26 protein-coding genes are annotated in these 23,825 nt (G+C 48.7%); 2 read left to right on the forward strand and 24 right to left on the reverse strand.

Annotation, left to right across the window (positions count from 1 at the left end):
• Positions 1-163 precede the first annotated feature (163 nt).
• From AC58UU_RS07155 to AC58UU_RS07170, 4 genes are all read right to left on the reverse strand, one after another.
• Positions 164-370 carry a hypothetical protein gene (locus tag AC58UU_RS07155; protein ID WP_497314264.1) on the reverse strand — a complete coding sequence of 69 codons (207 nt, stop codon included), beginning with the start codon at positions 368-370 and terminating at the stop codon, positions 164-166.
• Positions 371-553: 183 nt separating this feature from the next.
• Positions 554-661, reverse strand: coding sequence for a helix-turn-helix domain-containing protein (locus AC58UU_RS07160; RefSeq protein WP_497314266.1), 108 nt, complete (start codon positions 659-661; stop codon positions 554-556).
• Between the two features lie 142 nt (positions 662-803).
• On the reverse strand, positions 804-1,094 hold the full coding sequence (locus tag AC58UU_RS07165; RefSeq protein ID WP_246320718.1) for a DUF1294 domain-containing protein: 291 nt from the start codon (positions 1,092-1,094) through the stop codon (positions 804-806).
• Between the two features lie 72 nt (positions 1,095-1,166).
• Positions 1,167-2,486, reverse strand: a complete 1,320-nt coding sequence (locus tag AC58UU_RS07170; RefSeq protein ID WP_497314267.1) for an alpha-L-fucosidase — start codon at positions 2,484-2,486, stop codon at positions 1,167-1,169.
• 128 nt (positions 2,487-2,614) lie between these two features.
• Between AC58UU_RS07170 and AC58UU_RS07175 the strand changes: the two genes are divergently transcribed.
• Complete coding sequence (locus tag AC58UU_RS07175; RefSeq protein ID WP_497314892.1) at positions 2,615-3,454, forward strand: helix-turn-helix domain-containing protein; 840 nt, start codon at positions 2,615-2,617, stop codon at positions 3,452-3,454.
• A gap of 92 nt (positions 3,455-3,546) precedes the next feature.
• On the opposite strand, the gene recG is transcribed toward AC58UU_RS07175, so the two are convergent.
• The 4 genes from recG to AC58UU_RS07195 are packed head-to-tail and all read right to left on the reverse strand — an operon-like array spanning position 3,547 to position 8,605.
• A complete protein-coding gene (recG, locus tag AC58UU_RS07180; RefSeq protein ID WP_497314269.1) occupies positions 3,547-5,592 on the reverse strand; it encodes an ATP-dependent DNA helicase RecG in 2,046 nt (681 codons plus the stop codon).
• Between the two features lie 3 nt (positions 5,593-5,595).
• Complete coding sequence (locus AC58UU_RS07185) at positions 5,596-6,453, reverse strand: DegV family protein (RefSeq protein ID WP_497314271.1); 858 nt, start codon at positions 6,451-6,453, stop codon at positions 5,596-5,598.
• 35 nt (positions 6,454-6,488) lie between these two features.
• A complete protein-coding gene (locus tag AC58UU_RS07190) occupies positions 6,489-8,216 on the reverse strand; it encodes a DAK2 domain-containing protein (protein WP_497314273.1) in 1,728 nt (575 codons plus the stop codon).
• Between the two features lie 29 nt (positions 8,217-8,245).
• Positions 8,246-8,605: an Asp23/Gls24 family envelope stress response protein gene (locus tag AC58UU_RS07195; RefSeq protein WP_057303556.1), complete on the reverse strand. Its 360-nt coding sequence runs from the start codon at positions 8,603-8,605 to the stop codon at positions 8,246-8,248.
• Between the two features lie 346 nt (positions 8,606-8,951).
• On the opposite strand from AC58UU_RS07195, the gene rpmB reads away from it, so the two are divergent.
• Positions 8,952-9,140 (forward strand): 50S ribosomal protein L28, encoded by a 189-nt coding sequence (rpmB, locus tag AC58UU_RS07200; protein ID WP_029197753.1) that lies wholly within the window; start codon positions 8,952-8,954, stop codon positions 9,138-9,140.
• A 102-nt stretch (positions 9,141-9,242) separates the two neighbouring features.
• Here the strand turns inward: rpmB and spoVM are convergent, their stop codons facing one another.
• From spoVM to remA, 16 genes are all read right to left on the reverse strand, one after another.
• Complete coding sequence (spoVM, locus tag AC58UU_RS07205) at positions 9,243-9,323, reverse strand: stage V sporulation protein SpoVM (protein WP_036634233.1); 81 nt, start codon at positions 9,321-9,323, stop codon at positions 9,243-9,245.
• A gap of 349 nt (positions 9,324-9,672) precedes the next feature.
• The gene (locus tag AC58UU_RS07210) at positions 9,673-9,918 is read right to left on the reverse strand and encodes a hypothetical protein (protein WP_497314275.1); all 246 of its coding nucleotides are present in this window, start codon (positions 9,916-9,918) and stop codon (positions 9,673-9,675) included.
• A 17-nt stretch (positions 9,919-9,935) separates the two neighbouring features.
• The gene (rpe, locus tag AC58UU_RS07215) at positions 9,936-10,586 is read right to left on the reverse strand and encodes a ribulose-phosphate 3-epimerase (protein ID WP_497314277.1); all 651 of its coding nucleotides are present in this window, start codon (positions 10,584-10,586) and stop codon (positions 9,936-9,938) included.
• Between the two features lie 5 nt (positions 10,587-10,591).
• Positions 10,592-11,521 carry a ribosome small subunit-dependent GTPase A gene (gene rsgA, locus AC58UU_RS07220; protein WP_497314278.1) on the reverse strand — a complete coding sequence of 310 codons (930 nt, stop codon included), beginning with the start codon at positions 11,519-11,521 and terminating at the stop codon, positions 10,592-10,594.
• Positions 11,521-13,623 carry a Stk1 family PASTA domain-containing Ser/Thr kinase gene (gene pknB, locus AC58UU_RS07225; RefSeq protein ID WP_497314279.1) on the reverse strand — a complete coding sequence of 701 codons (2,103 nt, stop codon included), beginning with the start codon at positions 13,621-13,623 and terminating at the stop codon, positions 11,521-11,523. Before pknB ends, rsgA begins: the two co-directional genes overlap by 1 nt.
• A complete protein-coding gene (locus AC58UU_RS07230) occupies positions 13,620-14,384 on the reverse strand; it encodes a Stp1/IreP family PP2C-type Ser/Thr phosphatase (protein WP_497314281.1) in 765 nt (254 codons plus the stop codon). Before AC58UU_RS07230 ends, pknB begins: the two co-directional genes overlap by 4 nt.
• Before the next feature lie 15 nt (positions 14,385-14,399).
• A complete protein-coding gene (gene rlmN / locus AC58UU_RS07235; protein ID WP_029197747.1) occupies positions 14,400-15,467 on the reverse strand; it encodes a dual-specificity RNA methyltransferase RlmN in 1,068 nt (355 codons plus the stop codon).
• A 90-nt stretch (positions 15,468-15,557) separates the two neighbouring features.
• Positions 15,558-15,770, reverse strand: a complete 213-nt coding sequence (locus AC58UU_RS07240) for a hypothetical protein (protein ID WP_497314283.1) — start codon at positions 15,768-15,770, stop codon at positions 15,558-15,560.
• A gap of 50 nt (positions 15,771-15,820) precedes the next feature.
• Entirely contained in the window at positions 15,821-17,278 is a 1,458-nt protein-coding gene (gene rsmB, locus AC58UU_RS07245; protein ID WP_497314285.1) for a 16S rRNA (cytosine(967)-C(5))-methyltransferase RsmB, read from the reverse strand.
• A 118-nt stretch (positions 17,279-17,396) separates the two neighbouring features.
• Entirely contained in the window at positions 17,397-18,374 is a 978-nt protein-coding gene (gene fmt / locus AC58UU_RS07250; RefSeq protein WP_497314287.1) for a methionyl-tRNA formyltransferase, read from the reverse strand.
• Complete coding sequence (gene def, locus AC58UU_RS07255) at positions 18,371-18,853, reverse strand: peptide deformylase (protein ID WP_057303549.1); 483 nt, start codon at positions 18,851-18,853, stop codon at positions 18,371-18,373. The genes fmt and def overlap by 4 nt, the downstream gene beginning before the upstream one ends.
• A gap of 41 nt (positions 18,854-18,894) precedes the next feature.
• Positions 18,895-21,408, reverse strand: a complete 2,514-nt coding sequence (gene priA, locus AC58UU_RS07260) for a primosomal protein N' (protein ID WP_497314289.1) — start codon at positions 21,406-21,408, stop codon at positions 18,895-18,897.
• Positions 21,408-22,628 carry a bifunctional phosphopantothenoylcysteine decarboxylase/phosphopantothenate--cysteine ligase CoaBC gene (gene coaBC / locus AC58UU_RS07265; protein WP_497314291.1) on the reverse strand — a complete coding sequence of 407 codons (1,221 nt, stop codon included), beginning with the start codon at positions 22,626-22,628 and terminating at the stop codon, positions 21,408-21,410. The genes priA and coaBC overlap by 1 nt, the downstream gene beginning before the upstream one ends.
• 68 nt (positions 22,629-22,696) lie before the next feature.
• The gene (gene rpoZ / locus AC58UU_RS07270; RefSeq protein ID WP_171648715.1) at positions 22,697-22,924 is read right to left on the reverse strand and encodes a DNA-directed RNA polymerase subunit omega; all 228 of its coding nucleotides are present in this window, start codon (positions 22,922-22,924) and stop codon (positions 22,697-22,699) included.
• Complete coding sequence (gene gmk, locus AC58UU_RS07275; protein ID WP_171648713.1) at positions 22,925-23,563, reverse strand: guanylate kinase; 639 nt, start codon at positions 23,561-23,563, stop codon at positions 22,925-22,927. It lies immediately after the preceding gene.
• Entirely contained in the window at positions 23,553-23,813 is a 261-nt protein-coding gene (gene remA, locus AC58UU_RS07280; protein ID WP_009672664.1) for an extracellular matrix/biofilm regulator RemA, read from the reverse strand. The genes gmk and remA overlap by 11 nt, the downstream gene beginning before the upstream one ends.
• Positions 23,814-23,825: the final 12 nt, after the last annotated feature.

A 23,825-nucleotide genomic window follows, 5' to 3' on the forward strand; every position in this document is an offset into this window, starting at 1 on the left:
GTAGCAGAAAAAAGAAGAAGCGGAAATAATGGCATGATGTAAACATAATTCAGGTGGTTAACAAAAAAGCACGAAAAAAAGCCCGGGGATGCTTTCCCTCGGGCTTTTGCTTTGTCCGGTGCTTCCGGTACAAGAGTAGTATTACCATCCTTTTCCAGATTGTCTATTGTTTTTTATTTAAAATAATATCAGTTGAGGTAGGAGGTTCATAAAAAGAAAATCCATACATATTGGAGGTGTTGCCTTTACCACCATCCAACGATCCATTTGTTTTTATTTTGACGCTATAATCTCCATTATAAATCAATCCACTTACAACTCCTGCTAAACAAAGAAACATGACTGCTAAAGCAATACTATCATTTTTCAATGTCATTACCCCTGTACCATTCTACATCGGCTGCAGTATTTGCTTTTAATGAAGTGTTATGGATAGTTAGTTGTACCCATTATTATGCATTATAATTTATATAAAAAATGTAGAAATGTGACGTGAATAATATATAAATTTTTCTTTATACGCTGCAAGGTGAGGTATCGGGATTGGTATAAGTCAGGTCATAACCTTACCATCCCGACAGAGATTTTTGACTTGCCCCTGTTTAATCCCCCAAAGCTCTGCAGCTTCTTCGGTGCCCATGATATGTTCGAGAGGATTCATAGTCTACTTCCCTTTTGCTTAGTAAATAGAGGGTGTACGCACATATCTTATGAGTAAACGCATGTAAACTTGACTAGGACTCCTGTTTTAAAAAAGAAAACAGCTGCCGCTGCCGGCAACTGTCTCCTATCTTTTGCTATTGCTACATATAAATCGCGACCATGATGACACATAGGCTATTTAGCGCAACAAGCAGCGGCATGCCAATGACGAATGAGGTATGTTTCGTCTTATGGCGCCAAACCCGCATACCGAGCCAGCCGCCAATCCCGCCACCAAGAGCAGCCAGTATAAAAAGACGTTTTTCAGGCACTCTACGCCCGCCTTTTTTGGCTTGTCCCTTGTCATGTCCCATTTCTATGAACGTAATGATATTCATCAGCAGTAAATAACAGAGGAAATAAGTCAAAGTTCCATACACCTTCGTTTCCAAAAAAATAGTAAGCCTCTACTATCATCTTAAAAGCGAATGCGGGCACGGTCAAATGTTAATTTATTTCCTTCTTTAAAGTAACTCCAACTCCACAACGGTAGCTCTTTGATCCGGCAGCGGATAGCTGGAATGCTCAGGTCTAGCGAAACTAATGAACGCATCGTCCGGATACTGGGCGGCATTCCAAGGACGGCTTAGGAAGAGCTCGGAACCGTCAGATAGCAGCCTTGCTTTCTTCACCTTACCAGCCAACCCGTTCAAGTTAATAGGGCCTACGCTTTCCTCAAACAAGTGGGCATACAGCAGATTGCCCTTTTGCGTATACCTGCCCCACTCCGGTTTCGGTAAGTCGGCTTGCCCGCAGCCGTAAATGCTATCCCCATTTTTCTGAACCCAATTGCCGATCTCTGCCAAAATGTCCAGCGACTCCTTCGGAATCTCTCCGAGTGCATTCGGACCCACATTCAAGAGTAGATTCCCATTTTTGCTGACGCACTCTATCAGCTTCCGGATAAGGGTAGTTGAGGATTTATATTGGAAATCTTGGGCTGCGTATCCCCAGTTATTATTCAGCGTGATACAAGCTTCCCATGGAAGCGAATTGCCCTCGTCATCCGTCACGCCTTGCGGCGGAATGATTTGTTCCGGTGAAGCAAAGTCACCCGAATAGCTGAGCGGATTTTTAGTGAAAATAGTTCCGCCTTCTTCACCGCTTGCATCCAATCGGTTGTCTACGATGATATGTGGTTGCAGAGATCGAATCATCGCCATCAGCTCGGTTGCTTTCCATGTCTCACCCTTCATGCGATCATAAGAGAAGTCGAACCACATAACATCCAACTTACCATAGTTCGTCAGCAGCTCTCTTACTTGCCCATGCATGTACTGAAGGTACCGATCGAACGTCTCTGGATTTCTTGTGTAATTCTCATTATCTCGCATCGGATGAATGCGATCCCCATAAGCCGGATAATCCTCATGATGCCAATCGATTAACGAATAATAGAGCCCCACCTTTAAGCCTTCCGCCCGAAACGCTTCAATAAATTCGCGAACCAAATCTCGCCCGGCCCGTGTATTCGTTGACTTATACTCAGTGAGAGCGCTATCAAATAAACAAAAACCGTCATGATGCTTGGCCGTCAATACCGCATATTTCATACCCGCTTGCTTCGCCGCACGCGCCCACGCCTTAGGATCATAACGGATAGGATCGAATTCATCATAATACGTTTGGTAGTCCTCTACCGAAATACGCTCGACGCTGCGCACCCATTCTCCTCTAGCTGGAATGGCATACAGTCCCCAATGAATAAACATACCGAATCGATCCTGCAGAAACCACTGCGTACGCTCTGTTCGTTCTTGAATAATCGGATGATTGCTTGTCATCAGCTACACACCTTTCGAAATTATATGCGTGTTTAAAACTTCACAGCTTTAGTCTACCAAGCCTGTGCTATAATAGACAGGTACGAAACTAACCTCAATCAGGATATAATTAACATTCTTAGGTGAACATGATGATGAATACGCAGCAAATTACATTCCTATCAGACCTTCTGCAGAACCTACAGATCCACATTTTAGAAGCGCATCTTACTCAGTGCCCTGCATCGTGGAAGGAGCTTAATTTTACACCAGAGCATAATAAGCTGTATTGGATTCTGGAAGGCGAAGGCTGGGTTAAGGTTGACCATCAAGAGCTTAATCCTATGCCCGGTCAGCTATGTCTGCTTCCTGCCCACGCGCTCCATTCTTACTCCACGATCAGCGATCGTCCTTATTTAAAATATTGGTGCCACTTCACGGCACATATCGGTTCTTTTGATCTATTTCAATGGCTGGATATTCCTTTGTTTATCCAAATTCGCAACGTCGAGCAGATGACGGCATGGTTTCAGGAGCTTGCCACCTTGCATCATGAACCGTCACTAACTTCTCGTTTACGGGAAAAAGCGATCCTGCTGCAAATCATATCCAGCTACTTGGAAGCGGTTCCTGTACAGGTACTGCAGAAGCGTACCGATGAAATGGACCGACTCGGCCAATTACGGCAGTTCATTGAGCAGAATCTTCATAAGAGCATCACTGTGGAACAAATGGCCAAGTCCGTTCACCTGCACCCCAATTACTTGATCAAATATTTTAAAAAGCACTTTGGCATGCCCCCGGCCAAGTACATGCAGCGCAAACGCATCGACAAGGCCAAATTTCTGCTGACGACCACGTCGCTCAGTATGAAAGAAATTGCCGAGCAGACCGGTTATGAGGATACGAACCATTTCGCGAAAAGCTTCCGCAAAGATACAGGCTTTCCACCTACGGAATATCGGATGAATGTGCGGGAAAAAGGATAAAATAGTAAAAAACGCTAGGATCAGCGACTGAAGTTGTCATCAGTCCATCCTAGCGTTTTGTTTTGTTTTGTTTTGTATAGTTATAAGGCTGATTAGTCCAACACTTCGCTGTCAAAAATCTGCGCTCGCTGCAAGTAGGCTCTAAGCGGTATGAACGAAGCTCCCGTCCAGAAGGACGAGTCACCGACAAGCTCAGCCGCATCATCGCGTGCCTGCTCCATGACTTCAAAGTCCGCCATCATGTCGGCGATCCGGAACTCCGGCAGCCCGCTCTGCTTCGTGCCGAAGAAGTCCCCCGGCCCGCGCAGCTCTAGATCACGCCGGGCAATCTCGAAGCCGTCGGTTGTTTCGGTCATCGCCTTCATGCGCTCCTTGCCGACCTCGGTCTTCGGGTCGGCGATGAGCACACAGAAGGACTGGTGCTCGCCGCGGCCCACCCGCCCGCGCAGCTGATGCAGCTGCGACAGGCCGAAGCGGTCGGCGTCGTAGATCACCATCAGCGTGGCGTTCGGCACGTCCACGCCGACCTCGATCACCGTGGTCGACACGAGCGCCTCCACGGTGCCTTCCTTGAATGCGCGCATGATCGCTTCCTTCTCCTGCGCACTCATTCGCCCGTGCAGCAGGCCGATTCGCATGTGCGGAAAATGCTGCTGCAGCTGAATGTGGACGTCGATGGCATTCTGCACGTCCAGCTTGTCCGACTCTTCGATGAGCGGACAAATGATATAGGCCTGCCGCCCTGCGGCGACCTCGCGTTGAATGAAGCCGAGCACACGCTCCAGCATCGCGTGCTGAACCGCGTACGTCTTGATCGGCTTGCGCCCCTTCGGCAGCTCACGCAGCGTCGAAACGTCCATATCGCCGAAAGCCGTAATCGCCAGCGTGCGCGGAATCGGTGTCGCCGTCATCGTCAGCACGTCGGGGTTCATACCCTTTCGCCGCAGGATGCTGCGCTGGTTCACCCCGAAGCGGTGTTGCTCGTCCGTCACGACAAGCCCCAGCTGGCGGAAGTAGACGTCCTCCTGGATGAGGGCATGCGTGCCGACCAGCACATCAATCATGCCCATCTGCAAGGAGGCCAGCAGATCCCGCCGCTGCCGATCGGTTGAGCTGCCTGTCAGCAGCGCAACCTGCAGCCCGTAGGGCACGAACAAGCTGTCCAGCGAGCGCTTGTGCTGCTCAGCCAGAATCTCCGTCGGCACCATCAGTGCGCCTTGGTAGCCGGCCTTCACCGTCGCGTAGAGGCCTATGGCCGCGACGATCGTCTTCCCCGCACCGACATCGCCTTGCAGCAGTCGGTTCATGGCGTACGGCTCCTGCATATCATGCAGGAGCTCGCCTACGACCTTCTTCTGCGACTCCGTCAGCTGGAAGGGGAGCGCGCGCACGAAGGCGCGGACAGCAGGCAAGTCCACCTGCTGCTTCAACCCGTCCGCGCGGCTGCGCGTCACGGCGCGGTAAGCCTGAAGCTTGAGCTGGAATAGGAACAGCTCCTCATACACCATGCGCCTACGCGCCTGCTTGCCCTCCTCCACACCGCTCGGCGTGTGGATGACAGCTAGCGCCTTGCTGCGCGGCATAAACCCATACCTGCCGGTAATACCAGCCGGCAGCACTTCACTGATCATGGCGCTGTACTGCGTCAGCGCCTGCTGAATGACCTTACGCATCCACTTCTGCGTAACAGTGCCTACAACCGAATACACCGGCTGTATGGTGCCGGTATTGGAATCGCCTTGTCCGGGAAATTCCGAATCGGACACGCTCATTTGCCTGCGCTTGCCGTCCCATTTGCCGGTGAGTACAATCTCCTGCTGCGGCCGCAAACGGTCCTTCAAAAAGTGGCGGTTAAACCACACCGCCGTCAGCAGAAACTCATCGACCATCACCTTGCAGGATAGTCGGGATTTGCCGCTGTAGCGCTGCAGCACCGGCTCTCCGATGATATAACCCTTCACAGTGACGCGGTCGCCGTCCTTCACACTAGCTAAATCACGTACCGTGTAATCCTCATACCGGAATGGCACATATTCCAGCAAATCCATAACCGTAAAAATGCCCATGGAGTTGAGCTCAAGTGCCTTCTGAGCGCCCACTCCATGGACTTCGCGTACTTCAAATTGATTCAAATCCATATCTTACACCGTACTTACGAACGCTGCGATGGTGCCTGGTCCAGCGTGTGCGCCAATAACAGGCCCCAGTGTAATGTAGTCAACATGCTCCACAACAAATTGCTGCATGATGGCCGCACGCAGCTGCTCCGCACCTTCCAAATTGTTTGCATGAGCAATGTGTAAACTACGGATTGTCTTACCCGATACATCCGTCGCCAACAGCTCTAGGATTCGCGCAACCGCTTTTTTGTGACCGCGAACCTTATCAATCGCAGCTACTTCGCCCGCTCGATCCAGAGAAAGAATGGGCTTAATGTTTAGCAAAGAACCGAAAAGAGCTGATGCTTTGCCGATTCTTCCACCTTTTTGCAAAAATTCTAGCGTATCTACGAGGAAGTATATGTAAAAGTTCTCTCTCATCATTCGTACAAGCTCTAAAATCTCATCGACACTTTGCCCCGCCTTAGCTGCTCGGGCAGCAGCTACAGCAAGAGCGCCAATCCCATAGGAAGCCGAGCAGGAATCGAACACATGAACCTTGCCGGACGAGTCCTCCAGCATCGTGGAAGCCAGCAGCGCTGACTGGTACGTTCCGCTCAATACAGATGCCAAATGAATAGAGATGACCTCCGTATTGGGCTCTTTAAGCAGTCGCTGATACAAGTCCAAAAACTCCGCAGGAGACGGCTGTGACGTTCGAGGAAAGTGAGGTGACGAGGTCAGCTTCGGATAAAATTCCTCAGACTGCAGAGTCACCGTATCTAAATATTCTTCATCTCCAAAATGAATCTTGAGAGGCACCATCTCGATGTTAAGTTCTTGTCTGAGTGCCAAAGGTATGTCGGCCGTGCTGTCCGTTACGATACGAATGTTTGTCAACAGGGCTCACTCCATTTCACGAATTTACTCCACTGCTATTCAACGGAAAACAGGTATGCATACAAGGGCTGTCCGCCAGGATGAAGCTCAATTTCTATTTCGGGATAAGTCGCTTGAATGAACGCCTCTAGCTCCTCCGTCTCTGCATCGACCGCATCTTCTCCGGTGAGGATAGTGACAATTTCGCTGCTTTCTTCAATCATTTCCTCCAGCAGCTTCTTACAAGCATCCAGGAGACTCGGCTGTGAAGATACAATGCGCCCATCTTGAATGCCAATAAAATGGCCCTGTTTGATGTCAATACCGTCCATGTTCGTATCGCGCACAGCGTAAGTAACTTGGCCCGATTTTACACGTCGAAGTGATTCACTCATGGCTTCCGTATTTGTTTTGGCATCCGCCTTCTCTTGGAAAGCTAGAATGGCTGCAAGACCTTGCGGAATCGATTTGGATGGGATCACAATCAGCGTTTTATTGTCTACCAGTTCAATGGCTTGCTGCGCAGCCAAAATAATATTGGAATTGTTGGGCAGCACATAAATGGTGTCCGCATGAATGCTGTTAACCGCATTGACAATATCCTCGGTGCTTGGGTTCATCGTCTGTCCACCGGACAGAACAACATCGACACCTACACTAGACAAAATATCGGTAATACCCTCACCTAGAGCAACTGCAACGAAACCATACGGCTTGTTTGGAGCAACCGTAGGTGTAGAAGCAGGAGTTTCGTACCCCTCGGTCATATCTTCCAATATATGTGAATGCTGATCGCGCATATTTTCAATTTTGATACGGCTCAGTGCACCGAAATTCATGGCATGGTTCATCACTTCACCTGGATATTCGGCGTGAATATGAACCTTCACCAGCTCGTCATCAGCTACAACTAGCAGCGAATCCCCTAATTTACTCAGTTGATCGCGGAACGAGCCTTCATCGAAGATAAATCCTTTGACCTTGCCTGGAGCAATCGTCAGCATAAATTCCGTGCAGTATCCGAATTCGATGTCTTCCGTGGCCAAATGTGCCTGTGCGGGAAGATGTGCGTGCACTTCCTTCGCTAGGTTCATGCCAGGAACGAGTGAAACCGCACCAAGTGTTGTATCCATCGTTGCATAGTCATCGTTCACTTGAACCAGACCGCCGCTTAACGCCGCTACAAAGCCTTCGTAGACACATACAAGCCCTTGTCCACCTGCATCTACCACACCGACCTGTTTGAGCACAGCAAGCTGCTCAGGCGTTCTAGCGAGGGCTTCCTTCGCTTTGCCCAGAACCTCCTGCATGAGATCAAGCAGGTCGCTTCCATGTCGATACTGTGTGGCATGCTTAGCAGCCTCTTTTGATACCGTCAAAATCGTTCCTTCCACCGGCTTCACAACAGCTTTGTAAGCTGTCTCTACGCCTTGCTGCAGAGCGCCCGCGAATTGCTGTACATTTACATGCTCAAGATCATGCACATGCTTCGCGAATCCGCGAAACAGCTGTGACAAAATAACCCCTGAGTTGCCCCTTGCGCCCATCAGTAACCCTTTGGACAATGCATCAGCTGCTTTCCCAATATGGGAGGATGGCTTCTTTTTAAGTTCCTCACAGCCCGCAGTGAGTGTCAAATTCATGTTGGTGCCGGTATCTCCGTCGGGTACAGGAAAAACGTTCAATCCATTAACCTTATCTACATTTCTGCGAAGGTTATCCGCACCCGCCAAGACCATGGCAGTGAAGTCATTTCCATTTATTGAAATAAAGCGCTTACTCAAAGTGATTCCCCTTCCTGGTTATCGGGCTTTTACTTGGCTACACGAACGCCTTGAACAAAAATGTTCACATCGTCCACATGAAGCCCTACAACGTCATTCAAAATATATTTGACTTTCGTTTGGACATTACCTGCGACTACGGATATTTTCGTTCCATAGCTGACAATAATATAAAGATCAATTTCGAGTCGCCCGTTTTCATGGCGGACTTCGACGCCGCGGCTTAAATTGTCCCGGCCTAGCAATTCAGCTATTCCATCTTTCAGTTGCTTTCTCGTCGCCATGCCAACAAGTCCATAACAATCTAACGCAGCGGATCCCGCCAGTGTTGAAATCACTTCATTGGTAATATACACTTTTCCGTACTCGGTTGTGAGTTCAATTGGCATTATCTAACAACTCCTTCAAGTTTCGCTTTAGCAAGACTACCTTTGTAAGCATTCCCTTTCCTGCTTTGGCTTTAGCCAATTCGACTTTAATAAGTCAATTACTATGTACTTGGAATGTGGGCTAATCTTCATTGTACTATAACATACTGAATAAATAAACGGCAAAAGTGCAGGTAATTCGTTGACTAGGCTCCTTTTGCTATGCTATTATATTTAAGTGTGTTTTTGCTGGTTATATTATGAATCGCAACAAACCAAACAATGTCTAAAATTATGGAAAGCTGTCATGTCAAGCTTAGGCTTGCCACCCAGGCTGCTTTGTATACTGCCCAAGGAGGTGTCAAACATGTCCCGCAAATGTTTCATTACAGGTAAAAGTCCTTCTTCAGGAAATCACGTGTCCCACGCTAACAATAAAAACAAGCGTACTTGGGGAGTTAACGTTCAAAAGGTTCGCATCCTCGTTGATGGCAAACCAAAACGGGTTTACGTAAGTACTCGTGCGTTGAAATCCGGAAAAGTGGCTCGCGTTTAATTAGTAGCTGCGCATACTTACACTTTCTATGTGAAAGACAAAAAGCACCTTATCGGTGCTTTTTTTGCATTTCTGGGGGGAATGGAGTAAATATGTGTTGGCCTAGTTTTTGCTAAACGTATTAAGTACGGCTTTCACGAATCCACCCAAAAATCTTGGTAGTTTGATTGTGTAAAACTTCATTCTCTACCCCTCCTTAGAGTTTTCGTCAGAAAACTGACTTCATGAGCATTCGCTTAGAGTTTTCGTGAGATAAACCTCTACCGAGGTCTTACGAAGATGAGCGACCGCGCTTAGAGGAAGGCAGAAAACTGACTTCATGAGCACAGACTTCAAGTTTTCAGAAGAAACTTACGTCGTAAGCATATGCTTCACAAGTTGCATGACTGCTCCTTAGCATCGTTACAACAGTATATGCCCGGACCGTAAAAAAGTGCCTTCTATTTTTACTTTCTCCCACAATTCGCTCGCTTCCAGAAAACAAAAAAAGCTACAAGAGTGCTTCTTCACTCTTGTAACTATATGTATGCGGCTAGGGTGTAGTTATGCCCAGCTGCGTGTAAAGCGCGTAAATTAAACTGAAAATAAAATAGAAGAGAACAGAAATAACGATGAACCAAATACGAAACCCGATTTGCTCAAACCGGCGGAAGAATCGCATCCCTACATAAAGGGCGCCAAGCGAGAATATATACTTCGAGACATCGTGAATATTTGAAAAACACGCCAATAGGATTGCGCAAAGCAGACTATACATCAATAACCAGAGAAATCTCATCGTCCTTCGTTCCCCCTCTACCCGCGTATTCGCCTGATAGCCTTGGCACGATCGGACTGCCCGAACACAGCATTGCCGGCAACCAACACATCGGCTCCAGCTTCCACAACCTGGCGAGCCGTCACCTCGTTAATACCGCCGTCCACTTCAATATGCAGCCCGTTCAGTCTCTTAGCATTCGCATGCTCACGAAGCGCGCGAATTTTGCTCAGCATGCCAGGAATGAAAGCCTGTCCGCCGAATCCAGGATTGACCGTCATAATAAGCACAAGATCCAGCTGTTCATCGAGTACATGCTCAATTAGCGAAATCGGGGTTGCAGGATTCAGCACAACCCCTGCTTTAACCCCGCTTTGCTTAATAAGATGAAGCGTCCGATGTAGATGCGTACAAGCCTCCACATGGACGGATATCAAATCCGCACCCGCTTTGACAAAATCAGGTATATAGCGATCTGGCTGCTCAATCATCAAATGAACATCAAGCGGCAGCTTAGTCATTGGTCGTATCGCTTCAACAACAAGTGGACCAATTGTGATATTTGGCACGAAATGGCCGTCCATGACATCCACATGGATCCAGTCGGCTCCGCCAAGCTCCGCCTCCTTAATTTCTTCCCCAAGTTTAGCGAAGTTGGCTGATAAAATAGAAGGTGCTACATATACCATCCGTCCTAATACCTCCTCTTCCGATCCTTGATTTCAGTTAAAAACAACAAGTAATGATCAAAACGAGAAGCTGCAATAGCTCCCTCGGCTACCGCATCACGAACTTTGCAATCCGGCTCATGCAGGTGCAAGCAGCCTCTAAACCTGCAGCCCTCCGCTACCGCGGCAAACTCCTTAAAGCAGCTGCTAAGGCCCTCCGCTTCGACTTCCATAAAGTCTAGCTGGCTGAATCCCGGCGTATCTGCAACAAGGCCACCATTCGTTAGCGGCAGCAGCTCAACATGGCGTGTTGTATGCTTTCCTCTGCCTAATCGCTGAGAAATGGCATTCGTCTCCAAATTAAGACCGCTAATCATTGCATTAAGCAGAGAAGACTTACCCACACCGGATTGTCCAGCAAAAACACTGACGGCTCCGTCCAAATGATGCAGAATCGCTTCCACGCCTTCTTGCAGCTTAGAACTCGTCTTCACTACCGTATAACCGATTCCCTCATAGAGCTTCGTAATCCGCTCCAACTCGGCAACCGTCATTTCTTTGGGAACGGAAGACTCATCATCTATTGTCAATAAATCACTTTTGGTGAAGCACAACAGAACATCAATGCCCGTATTTTCAATATGGACCAGAAATTTATCTAACAACTGCAAATTGAGAACAGGCTCTGTCACCGAAAAAACGAGAACAACCACGTTTACATTTGCGATTGGAGGTCGTATGAGCTCCGAAGTGCGGGGAAGGATTTCAGTGACGGTCCCTTCCCCATTCTCCGTTTCCTCGTACATAACGCGATCTCCTACAAGAGGGGTTATGTTTCTATTTTTGAAAACGCCTCTTCCGCGGCAAGTAACCGTCTTAGCTTCACGGAGATCCGCCTCCTCGGGCAACACGTAATAATAGCCGCTCAGCGCTTTTACGATATATCCTTGTGGCATTAAGGTGTGCCTCCAGCAGGTGGTTTAGAACCGCCAGTTTGACCTTGCCCAGTGCCGCCAACCGGAATAACCGGTCCATTGCTTTGCTGTTTAGGCGAAGGCGATGGTGACGCAGAAGGACTAGGCGAAACTGTCTTTCCATTTTTTTGATCCAAGTAGTCTTGATAGGTGCGAGTAATGGAGTTGACCAAGTTATCTCCTTCTTTAATCAAGATGACAGCTTTCTTATCTGGAGAAACAATGACTTTGACATCCATATTCTGAGGCTTCGATACCTTTTCTGTTTTGTATTCGAAATTCTCATACTGGGCATCGCTTACGACAATTTTGAACTCGGAATCTTTGCCCTCCGTCGTCGGCTTCACAGCTATGCTGACGGTTAGTTGTCCAGCGTCCTCAGGCAATCCGTCACTAATGATCAAAGAGATCTCAGAACCGACAGATACATCCTGATTTTTATCAAAAGGAAACTGCTTGACAACCCTTCCTTTGGCCACTTTGTAGCTTTTCTCACGCGTAATGCCATTCACAGGAAGCTTAAGATTCAGTTTTGTGATCTGAGCCTTGGCTTCTGCTTCCGTCATTCCGACGAGATCCGGCATTTTGAACGTTTCTTTGGCTTTACTTACGGTAAATGCGATAGCTGCTTTCTCGAGTTCGAACTCTTCACCCGCTAGAGGGAATTGCTTCAAAACCATATCTGGCGTACCCTCGTTCGTCTCTTGTGTAATCGTAATTTGCTCGTCCTTGATACCGAGAGCTTGCAGCTTCAACTTGACATCCTTGAGCGGTTGCCCGGCATAATTGTCCATCTTGATTTTGGGAGCACCCTTACTAACATACAGCGTCACTTTATTGCCCACATTCATTCTCAACCCGATAGGGTCTTGACGAATGACGACATCTTTAGCCAGCTTGCTATCCAAATCATATTCAATCGTGGAGCCCAATTTAGCCACTGTTAATTCAGCTTGAGCTTGAATCAACGGTTTGCCTTCCACATTGGGAACCTCGACTGTTTCAATCGCGAACATTCCTTTGACATAACCGACCATATACCACATAGCACCTAGCACCATTAACAAAACGACAATCCAAATGAGCGGCTTAATCCACCCTTTCCCTTTGGAAGGAGCAGGCTCTTCCCGCCAGGCAGGTTTCTCGGGCTCATCATCATCCTCGAACTGTCCGAGTTGGTCTGCGCGAATCGCAGGCATCACTAAGGTGCGCTCTTCGTCCATCCCATCCGCATCCCAGAAAGCTACCTTCGCTTCATTCCGGCGATCCGGATTCAAACAGGTATCGAGATCTGCCATCATTAGCTTAGCAGACTGATAGCGTTCTTCAGGCTTTTTGCGCATGGCTCTCAAAATAATGTTTTCCACGCTTTGCGGAATGAGAGGATTCACCTTACGCGGTTCTTCCACATCTTCCTGCAAATGCTTCAAAGCCACAGAAATCGGACTCTCACCGAGAAAAGGCAGCCTAGCAGTCAGCATTTGATACATCACGATACCAAGAGAATACAAATCGGATTTCTCCCCTGTATTCGTCCCTTTGGCATGTTCTGGTGAGAAATAGTGGACAGAACCGACAACCGATCCGGTTTGCGTTATGGTGGAAGACGTGGCAGCCCGTGCGATACCGAAATCCGTCACTTTAACACGGCCGTTTTTGCCGATCAAAATATTGTGCGGTTTGATATCCCGATGAATGATTTCATTGTGGTGGGCGTGATCGAGGGCATCTGCAATTTGACTCGCGTAGTGAACTGCATCTTCGACCTGCAGTGGTGCTCTCTCTTTGATGACATCATTCAAGGTCGTGCCTTCTATGTATTCCATCACAATATAATGCACGTCTTCTTCTTGTCCGACGTCATAAATACTGACGACATTAGGATGAGAAAGTGAAGCGGCTGCTTGAGCTTCTCTACGGAAACGACGAATGAATTCTTCATCGTGCACATACTGCTGGCGCAGTACTTTCACAGCCACTTTACGATTTAATAATAGATCATGCCCTTTGTAGACTAAAGCCATGCCGCCTCCGCCAATGCGATCTAAGATTTCATAGCGGCCTCCAAGCTTTTTACCGATCAATTCCCATCACCCCTTTTTTCGTCCGAATCATGATCGTGCGCAAGTAAAACGACCGTTACATTATCGTCTCCACCTTCATCAAGCGCGCTTTGAATCAACTGTTCCGCTGCATCTTCCATACGTTCATGTGATTTGACAATTCGTAAAATGTCGCCGGAATCCACCAATCCGCTTAAACCATCCGTACAGATCAGAATGATATCACCCGGACGCCACGCGTACTCATAGAGATCCACCTCTACGCCTGGCTCTGTGCCAAGTGCACGAGTGATCCAGTTACGTCTAGGGTGATGATCGGCCTCTTCGATGGTAATCTGCCCGTTCTTCACAAGCTCATACACCAAAGAATGATCTTCCGTTAGTTGTGTGATCGATTCACCGGTGATTTTGTAAGCGCGACTGTCACCGATATGTCCAATAATAAGAAGCTCTTGCGAAGCAATAATGGCAACAACTGTCGTGCCCATACCATGATAACTTTCTTGCCCTGAGGCGAATTCATAAATTTTCTCATTCGCCTTTTCAATGGCTTCCTTCAGCACTTGCTTACAAGCTTCCACAGACATTCCCCAATGGATCGATTGCAGCTGATCTGCAATCATTTCGATGGCCATTTGGCTGGCGATATCACCAGCTTGATGTCCCCCCATGCCATCAGCCACAATAGCCAAAGATAGGCCATTGAGATCATGATGGATGGCGGCTCGGTCCTCATTCACTAAACGGACTTTGCCAATATCGGTACGGCTTACCATCTTCATCCGGATTTCACCTCATTACTTGTTCTCCATATGCTTCGCGCGCAGTTGTCCGCAGGCAGCAGCAATGTCACTACCTTGTTCACGACGTATGGTGGCATTAATTTTGCCCTTCTCAAGAATACGTTGGAAGGTGAAAATATCATCCCTAGGCGTACGTTTGAAATCCCGTTCGGCCACGAAATTCACAGGAATCAGGTTCACGTGACTAAGCGGCATATCCTTCAGCACTTGCGCTAGTTCCTCTGCATGTTCAGGCTGGTCATTCACTTCCCCCATAAGGGCATATTCAAACGTAATTCGTCTGCCGGTTTTGGCAATGTAATATTTACAAGCTTCAATTAAATCTACGAATGGGAATCTACGATTGACAGGCATCAGCTTGGATCTGAGCGTATCATTCGGCGCATGAATAGATATCGCCAGATTGACTTGCAAATTCTCATCGGCGAACTTATAAATGTTCGGCACAATACCACTCGTCGAAACCGTGATATGGCGCTGTCCGATGTTCAGACCTTTGGGGTGAATCATGACACGAAGGAAATTCATGGTCGCTTCATAATTTTCAAAAGGCTCGCCAATACCCATAATCACGATGGAAGAGATTCGCTCCTCTGTCTCATCCAGCAATTTCTGAGCTTTAACAACTTGGGCCACAATCTCACCCGGTCTCAAATCCCGCTTCAAGCCGCCCAACGTAGATGCACAAAATGTACAACCTACCCGGCACCCTACCTGCGTTGTTACGCAAATACTGTTGCCGTAGTTGTGCTTCATGACAACTGTTTCAATGGCATTCTTGTCTTCCAATTCAAATAAAAACTTGACCGTACCGTCCTGCGACTGATACTTGGCAATTTCGGAAAGCGTAACGAACTCAAACTGATCCTTCAGTTTGTCACGCAGCGACTTCGGCAAGTTCGACATCTCATCGAAGCTGAATACCCGCTTAATATAAAGCCAATCGAAAATTTGCCCGGCACGAAAAGAAGACTCGCCGTTCTCTTTCACCCAGCTTTGCCATTCATCCCAATTCAAATCATATACAAACGGTTTATCTTTCTCATAAGGCTTATTTCCCACATTTATCACAACCTGTTGTTATTTGTCCTGATTTTTTGCTAATCGTATGTTATTTTATCACAAAGCGGGAACGAACACACGTCCCCGTGGTTAGTTGCTACTGACGATAGGCTCTTGCCTGGCCGAGTAACCGTCAACACCAACCCAGACCACCCGAGCATTACCTGCAAAAAGTGCAGCTAAATCGAATGCCAAAGCCTCTTTTGAGGCAATTACTGTAAAAAATGCAGTTGATTTAGATGAAATCAGCTTCATTTCCTCGATTGGGTCATTTTTGCTGTACAAAATGCAGTTTGTACCCAAGTAAAAACAGTTAAACCAAGAGAACCGTTGCTCAGCCTCCGGCCGACAAGTTATACACGTTTGCGTAGCCGTGCGATAAAGAAACCGTCCGAATGGAACTGCTGCGGCAGGATTTGCACCATACCAACTGCGGCAGCCGCAGGGTCAATGCTTGTGAAAACATCCGCCGACAGCGGCGCTAGCTCAAACTCGCTATGCTCGGCGAGGAAGCGCTCAACCATGCCCGCGTTCTCCGCATGCTCAATCGTGCACGTGCTGTAGACAAGCACGCCGCCCGGCTTGAGCAGCCTATGCACTTTGCTCAGAATAGCATGCTGCAGCTCGCTAATCGCGTCAATCTCTGCCTCCTGCTTCGCCCACTTAAGGTCGGGCTTGCGGCGAATGACTCCTAGGCCCGAGCAGGGCGCATCGAGCAGGATGCGGTCAAATGACTCCGCCGCAAAATGTTCGTCAAGCTTCGCAGCATCCATCACCAGCGTCTGGATCGACGACAGTCCCAGACGCTCCGCTTGATCTGCGATCAGTTTCTGCTTGTGCTCGTGCAGATCACAAGCCCAGATCTTGCCCACATCGTCCATCTTCTCGGCGATGTGGGCGGTCTTGCCGCCAGGGGCGGCGCAGCAGTCCAGCACCGTCATGCCTGGACGCGGATCCAGAGCTTCGGCGACGAGCATCGAGCTCTCGTCTTGAATCGAGAAGTCCCCATGCTGGAAGCCGGGGACTAACGCCATGTTCCCGGCCCCCTGCACAAGGATGCCGGCCGGGGCCAGCTCTGACGCTTCCGCGCTAAGGCCGCTGCCTTGGAGCTGCTCTAGCAGCTCCAAGCGACTGCGGCGCCTCGCGTTCGCGCGAATGCTTACGTGCGGCGGCTCATTGTTCGCCGCACAGATCTGTTCCGTCAGCTCGGCACCCAGCTGACGGATCCACCGGCGCACGAGCCATTCCGGATGGGAATGGCTCAGCGCGATGCGTTTCACGTCGCCGAGCGCAGCCGGCAGCGTGAGCTCGGCTTTGCTGCGGATAACCGCGCGCAGCACGCCGTTGACCATGCCCGAGATGCCTTGATGACCTCGGCGCTTCGCGATATTGACCGCTTCGCTCACGACCGCATGGTCGGGGATGCGGTCCAAATAATGCAGCTGATAGAAGCTCAGCCGCAGCAAGCATCTCACCCAGGGCTCGAGCTTCGCGAGCCCCTTACTGACGAAACGCTCCAAAAAGAAATCGATCGTATTTTTCCGTCCGATGGTCCCATAAACAAGCTCTGTAGCCAGTCCCGCATCCGCCCGTTCAAGAGCATGCTTTTGCAATACCTGGTTCAGCAGCAAATTGCTGTATGATTGATTTTCTTCAACCCGAATCAACACATCCAGCGCCGCATCACGGGCAGAATGCTTAACAGCGCTGCTCTTCGCAGCGCCTGAGGATGATTTTGGAGCAGAGGACTTGCCGGCCCCCTGCGATTTTATTAGTCCGTTTTGCGGACGATTTGGTTTTTGCGTTGACAAATCGAATACCTCATTTTTAAGTTGAATAGAAAGTATACGGTGTATACTTTAGCTTCGCATCAACCTTGACAAACGCGTTCGTCCCAAAGGGACGACGAGTTGTTTATCCTTGGTTGCTTTAGTTACTGTATCCGAATACCGTACCAGCTGGGATTTGCACACCTCGTACGAACTCTGACACGGGCATCGCCTTTTTGCCTGAAGGTTGGATCTCAGTTAGCCACAATGTACCTTCACCCGTCATCACTTCAATGCCCTGCTCACTACTGCCAAGTACCGTTCCAGGAACAGGTGCGTCTCCGCTGATTTCGGTGAAGCTTCGGCTTCTTGGCTCCGAAGAACTTTTCGGATTCGCGCTAGCCCATATTTTCATAACTTCCCCATTCCAGAGCGTGTAAGCGCCGGGGAACGGGTTTAAGCCACGTACTTGATTCCAAAGCTGGGCGGCAGAACGCGACCAATCGATCAACTCATCCTCCCTGCGGATATTCGGAGAATAAATGGCATCTGCCTCATTTTGTGGGGCAGCCTGGATACGTCCTGCCACTAAATCAGGCAATGTACGCTTAAGTAGATCAGCACCGGCTATGCTTAGCTTTTCAAATAAAGACCCCGTCGTATCCGTATCTTCAATCGGAAGCTCCACCTTTGAAATCATATCGCCGGTATCAAGACCTACGGCCATGTACATAATCGTAACGCCAGTTACGGCTTCACCCCGAATCACAGCGTGATGAATCGGCGCTCCGCCTCGATATTTGGGCAGCAGCGAAGCATGGATGTTAATACACCCGTACTGCGGCAGGTCCAAAACCGCTTTGGGCAAAATCTGTCCATAAGCGGCTGTCACAATCAAATCCGGTTTTAATTGTCTCAAAAGCTCAACCGAGTCCGCTTGACGCAATTTCTCCGGCTGAAGGACCGGAATCCCATGCTTTTCTGCTTCCACCTTAACCGGAGGCGGCGTCAGGACGCGCTTGCGTCCTTTCGGCCGATCCGGCTGTGTGACAACCGTCGTCACGTTATAGCCTTCCTCCAAGAGCAGACGCAAGGAAGGTACTGCAAAATCCGGCGTGCCCATGAAAATAATGTTCACTCTGAATCTTCCTCTTCTTCAGCCGTATACGTTTTGGTTGCAAGATCGGTAAACAGAACACCGTTCAAGTGATCAATTTCATGGAAAATGCAGCGAGCCAGCAAATCCGTACCCGTCACTTCAATCGGATTTCCATCACGATCTTGACCTTTGGCCGTAACATGAAGCGGTCGAAGCACATCGCCGCGAAGTCCGGGAATACTTAAGCAGCCTTCCGGCCCCAATTGTTCACCGCTGGAAGTAACAACCTCAGGATTTACCATTTCAATCAATCCACCGTGTTCTTCTCCGCAATCCATGACGATAACGCGTTTAAGAATACCGATTTGCGGGGCAGCTAGACCCACGCCCTCAGCTTCATACATCGTGTCTGCCATATCATTGAGTAATTTATGCAGATTGGAATTAAATTTCGTAACCGTGACGGCTTTCTCACGCAGCACTGGATCTGGATCTTTAACAATAATACGAATAGCCATAATGTGCACCTACCTTTGAAGTCTTCTCTATTTGGGGTTCATTACATCAAATATTGCGGGTCAACATCCACGCTAATCAGCAGCTTTTCTTTCGCTGAGCGCTCTTCAAACCAAGCTACTGCTTTAGCAACGATTTCTGCAGCCTGATCTTCCCCCCGATATTTTACCACGCATTGGAATCGATATCTATCTTTGATTCGTGAAATCGGCGATGCAACAGGTCCTAACACGTCCATTTGAAACGATTGATCCGTGGACAACGTGTTCGTAAACAAATCAACCTGCTGGGCCCGATACGTAAAAGCAATCTCTTTCAATCTCGTTACAAAAGCCTCCGCAGAACGTACCAGGAGCGGAACCTGCTCATGCGAAAAGGTGACCAGAATCAAACGTTGATACGGCGGATAGCCTAAATTTGCACGTATATCAAGCTCATGGTTCGCAAAAGCGATATAATCGTGCCTGCTTGCATACTGCACACTATAATGTTCAGGTGTGTACGTCTGCACAAACACTTCCCCTTGCTTTTCATGACGACCTGCCCGGCCTGCAACCTGTGTTAGCAACTGAAAAGTCCGCTCCGCTGAACGGAAATCCGGCAAATTAAGCACCGTATCCGCTGCAATAACCCCCACTAAGGTCACATCGGGAAAATCCAGCCCTTTGGCTACCATCTGCGTGCCAAGCAGCACGTCCGCCTGCTTCTCGCGAAACATCGTCAGCCATTTTTCATGCGAACCTTTTTCCGTCGTGGTATCGACATCCATGCGGATGACCCGAATCCCGGGGAAAATCTTACTAAGCTCCTCTTCAACACGCTGTGTTCCTGTACCAAAATGACGAATATGCTCCGACTGGCAGCTAGGACACTGCGTAACCTCTCGCTCCGCATAGCCGCAATAATGACAGCGCAGCATACGCGAGCTTTGATGATAGGTAAGTGAAATATCACAATGCGGACATTGCGAGACGAAACCGCAAGTACGGCACATAACGAACGTCGCATACCCGCGCCGATTCAGCAGTAAAACAATCTGTTCTTTCTTTTGTAACCGATCTTCGATCGCTTTATACAAGGAGCGGCTGAACATAGAACGATTTCCATTTTTCAGCTCCTCACGCATATCGACAATAGCTACTGGGGGCATCGGTCGGCTGGCTACGCGTTCCCGCATTGTCAACAACCGAAAGGGAGGTTTATCCCTGTCACGGCGTCGCCTTGTCTTCTCGATACTTTCAAGAGAGGGAGTTGCGGAACCGAGCACAACGACGGCGTTTTGCTGCTTCGCTCTTTGAACCGCGACATCACGGGTGTGATATTTGGGACTCTCCTCTTGCTTATAGGAAGATTCGTGTTCTTCATCAATGATAATAAGGCCAATTCTCGTAAAAGGAGCAAAAATCGCCGAACGAGCACCGATTACAACCTTCACTTGCTTGCGCATAATTTTACGCCATTCGTCGTACCGTTCGCCATTCGATAACCGACTGTGTAGGACGGCGACCAAATCGCCAAACCGCCCTTTAAATCGTTCTACCATCTGCGGCGTCAGTGAAATTTCAGGAACGAGAACAATCGCTTCTTTATCCATATCCAAGCACTGCTGAATGGATTGTAAATACACTTCGGTTTTACCGCTACCCGTAACCCCATGAAGCAGAAATACCTCATTGCGTTCCTCCGCTACAGCATCCCGAATTTCCGCGAAGACACTGCTCTGTTCTTCCGTTAAGGGAAGCGGCTTCGTCCGCGTGAAAGCACGACCCGCATAGGGGTCGCGCATCACTTCGACCTCACGCAGCTCAATCCACCCGCGATCCGCCAAGCTTTTGACCGTGCTAGCGCCGACCTCCACCGTTTCCATCAGCTCTGTAAGCCGAATCGCGTGTGGATGCTCCATCAAATAACGCAGCACATCCTGCTGTTTGTTAGCTCTGGCAGGAAGCTCAGCCAAAGCCTCTTCCAATCCGCTGCCTCCAGCTGGAGGGAAAACAGTCAACGCCTTCTTGGTGTTCATTCGGTCTTTGACCACTTGTACTTCCGTTAGGATACCTGCGCTCAGCAGTTGTTTAATGAGAGCGCCGTCACTTGCAAAACGCTCCATCAAAGCATCCATCGAGACTGAGCCTTTGGACTTTACGAAACTAACAATCTCTTGGAGATCCGACATGTCCAGCAGCGATTGCTCGCCAGACTCCTCCCCGACTCCAATCGCTCGTTCATATTTCGCTTTAAGCGCAGCAGGCAGCATCGCCTGGAGTGCCGTAACTTCATGGCACAAGTACATGCGGCTGACCCACCTCCCCAGACTCACAAGTTCCTCCGTGAGCGGAGGAACCAAATCCAGGACGTTCTGAATCGGCTTAATGCGATTTACATCCACCTGCGTTTCCTCATGCAGTTCAACGACAAAGCCTTGCAGCACCCGAGGGCCGAAAGGCACGCCAACGCGACTACCCACTTCAACCCATTTGCTCAGGGATGCGGGTACTTCATAGTCGAATGCCCGGTTCGTTTGTTTCGCTGGGACATCGACAATGACTTTGGCGTACATCAGGATTCCCCCGCTGCGGTATGCATACGATCCGCCGCAAGCTCGAGCAGTCTACGTGCCACATCTTTCTTACTCTGTATAGACAGGGCCTCTACGAGCCCATTACGATCATAGAACCGAACCACATTCGTATCTCCGCTAAAGCCCGCACCCTCCTGTGACACATCATTACCAACGATGAGATCACAGTTTTTACGGTTCAGCTTGTCCATCGCATGTTCGTCCAAACGTTCCGTCTCCGCAGCAAACCCGATGATGAACTGATGCTTTTTGAGCGAACCGATTTCCTGTAAAATATCCGGATTTTTAACCAGCTTTAAAGTTAGCGAATCCGACTTCTTTTTGATCTTTTGCTCTGAAATAACCGATGGGCGGTAATCGGCAACAGCAGCAGCCTTAACAATGAGGTTACTTTCGTCTAGACGAGCTAGCACGGCCTCTCTCATATCCAAAGCAGATTGAACATTGATTAGCTGAACGCCCTCAGGCGCGGATAAAGCGGATGGCCCTGATATCAACGTTACCTTGGCTCCCATACGCACCGCTTCTTCGGCGATAGCGTAGCCCATTTTGCCGGAAGAGTCATTCGTAATGTACCGTACCGGATCAATGCGTTCAACAGTGCCTCCGGCAGTCACAAGGACACGTTGTCCTTCTAAACGCCTAGGCTCCCCCTTAAAATGCTGCTCAATCGCAGCAAGAATCTCCTCAGGTTCAGCAAGCCGTCCTTTTCCCACGTAACCGCAAGCCAATTGCCCTTCTCCCGGTTCAATAAACCGTACTCCACGGCTCAACAGTGTCTGCATATTATGCTGTACAGCTGGATTCGCATACATATGCACGTTCATTGCAGGCGCTACCCATATCGGTGCCATGGTTGCAAGCAGTGTCGTACTGAGCATATCATCGCCAAGACCAAGCGCTAGCTTGCCAATCATATTCGCCGTTGCAGGCGCAACAAGCACGAGGTCAGCGCTATCCGCCAAGTTGATATGGGATACAACCGAAGGGTCTTTCTCATCAAAGGTATCCACGAAAACATGATGACGAGACAGCGTTTGAAACGTTAACGGCGCTACGAATTCAACAGCTGATTTGGTCATAATAACACGCACAATAGCACCAGCTTGTGTCAATTTACTCGTTAACGCAGCAGCTTTATAAGCGGCAATGCCTCCGCATACGCCGAGCACAATCGTTTTGCCATGCAGTACACTCATGAGTAACCCCTTTCTACGCACAATTTGAGAAAAAAATAACAACCACTAGGGTTGTTGGGTAAACCAATTTATTTCTTCTGATATTTCTCGGTCTCTGTAGTCTCAATTTTCTCATAACCGATGTAGTTGCCGTATAGTTCTTCTAACGCAACACCAACATGTTTGTGGGCCTTTTGGCCTTTCAAATTTGATTTAGCGCCATCACGCAAGGATCTTGCTCTTTTGGAAGCAGCTACAACTAGTGAATACTTGCTATCCACGATATCAAGCAGTTTATCAATTGAAGGGTATAGCATTCAATTCACCTCATCCATCCATTGTACGATTTTTGGATACATCCGATCTTTTTTGCAATGTTCTGCTAAGAGAATCGCTTGTATTTTGGAACAAGCCGTTTCTACATGGTCATTCACAATCGCATAGTCATAGTGCTCCATCAAGCGAATTTCGTCCATAGCTACCGACATGCGGCTGCGAATGACTTCATCCGTTTCCGTACCACGCGTTACAATGCGATTCTCAAGCTCATCTAGAGAAGGCGGCAGCAAGAAAATGAAAACACCTTCGGAAAACTTTTGTTTAACTTGCAGAGCACCCTGCACTTCGATTTCCAAGATGACATCTTGACCGGAGCGCAGCGTTTCCTCAACAAAACGTCTCGGAGTGCCGTAGAAGTTATCTACATATTCGGCCCATTCCAACACTTCATCCGTTTCGATCATCTGTTGAAATTGCTCCCGCGTTTTGAAAAAATAGTTTACACCATCTACTTCCCCTTGTCGAGGAGAACGGGTTGTGGCCGATACCGAGTAGACGATATCCGGTGAACACTTGCGCAGCGCGGCGCAAACGGTACCCTTACCGACACCGGAAGGACCGGATAAAACAATCAGAATGCCTCTCTCACGCTCAAGGGTATTCGTATTACTCGTCATGATCATCGTCCTTGTTGGATAGTCTATGCGCTACCGTCTCTGGTTGTACTGCCGACAAAATCACATGGTCGCTGTCAGTGATAATAACGGCACGGGTTCTTCTACCATATGTAGCGTCAATCAGCATGTGACGATCACGCGCTTCTTGAATGATCCTCTTGATCGGAGCCGATTCCGGACTTACGATCGAGATAATGCGGTTCGCCGATACGATGTTGCCGAACCCGATATTAATTAATTTGATAGCCATTACGACTTCCTC

The organism is Paenibacillus sp. JT22N1 (assembly GCF_059692155.1).

What these genes read in the sequence shown, in the direction of transcription:
- remA (WP_009672664.1), bottom strand. Translation starts at nt 23,813, where the DNA reads ATGGCTATCAAATTAATTAATATCGGGTTCGGCAACATCGTATCGGCG.
- AC58UU_RS07210 (WP_497314275.1), bottom strand. Translation starts at nt 9,918, where the DNA reads ATGAGATTTCTCTGGTTATTGATGTATAGTCTGCTTTGCGCAATCCTA.
- AC58UU_RS07170 (WP_497314267.1), bottom strand. Translation starts at nt 2,486, where the DNA reads ATGACAAGCAATCATCCGATTATTCAAGAACGAACAGAGCGTACGCAG.
- AC58UU_RS07175 (WP_497314892.1), top strand. Translation starts at nt 2,615, where the DNA reads ATGATGATGAATACGCAGCAAATTACATTCCTATCAGACCTTCTGCAG.
- AC58UU_RS07195 (WP_057303556.1), bottom strand. Translation starts at nt 8,605, where the DNA reads ATGCCAATTGAACTCACAACCGAGTACGGAAAAGTGTATATTACCAAT.
- AC58UU_RS07230 (WP_497314281.1), bottom strand. Translation starts at nt 14,384, where the DNA reads ATGAAGATGGTAAGCCGTACCGATATTGGCAAAGTCCGTTTAGTGAAT.
- AC58UU_RS07160 (WP_497314266.1), bottom strand. Translation starts at nt 661, where the DNA reads ATGAATCCTCTCGAACATATCATGGGCACCGAAGAAGCTGCAGAGCTT.
- rpe (WP_497314277.1), bottom strand. Translation starts at nt 10,586, where the DNA reads ATGGTATATGTAGCACCTTCTATTTTATCAGCCAACTTCGCTAAACTT.
- recG (WP_497314269.1), bottom strand. Translation starts at nt 5,592, where the DNA reads ATGGATTTGAATCAATTTGAAGTACGCGAAGTCCATGGAGTGGGCGCT.
- rpoZ (WP_171648715.1), bottom strand. Translation starts at nt 22,924, where the DNA reads ATGCTATACCCTTCAATTGATAAACTGCTTGATATCGTGGATAGCAAG.
- gmk (WP_171648713.1), bottom strand. Translation starts at nt 23,563, where the DNA reads ATGACGAGTAATACGAATACCCTTGAGCGTGAGAGAGGCATTCTGATT.
- def (WP_057303549.1), bottom strand. Translation starts at nt 18,853, where the DNA reads ATGGCTATTCGTATTATTGTTAAAGATCCAGATCCAGTGCTGCGTGAG.
- priA (WP_497314289.1), bottom strand. Translation starts at nt 21,408, where the DNA reads ATGTACGCCAAAGTCATTGTCGATGTCCCAGCGAAACAAACGAACCGG.
- rpmB (WP_029197753.1), top strand. Translation starts at nt 8,952, where the DNA reads ATGTCCCGCAAATGTTTCATTACAGGTAAAAGTCCTTCTTCAGGAAAT.
- coaBC (WP_497314291.1), bottom strand. Translation starts at nt 22,628, where the DNA reads ATGAGTGTACTGCATGGCAAAACGATTGTGCTCGGCGTATGCGGAGGC.
- rsgA (WP_497314278.1), bottom strand. Translation starts at nt 11,521, where the DNA reads ATGCCACAAGGATATATCGTAAAAGCGCTGAGCGGCTATTATTACGTG.
- spoVM (WP_036634233.1), bottom strand. Translation starts at nt 9,323, where the DNA reads ATGAAGTTTTACACAATCAAACTACCAAGATTTTTGGGTGGATTCGTG.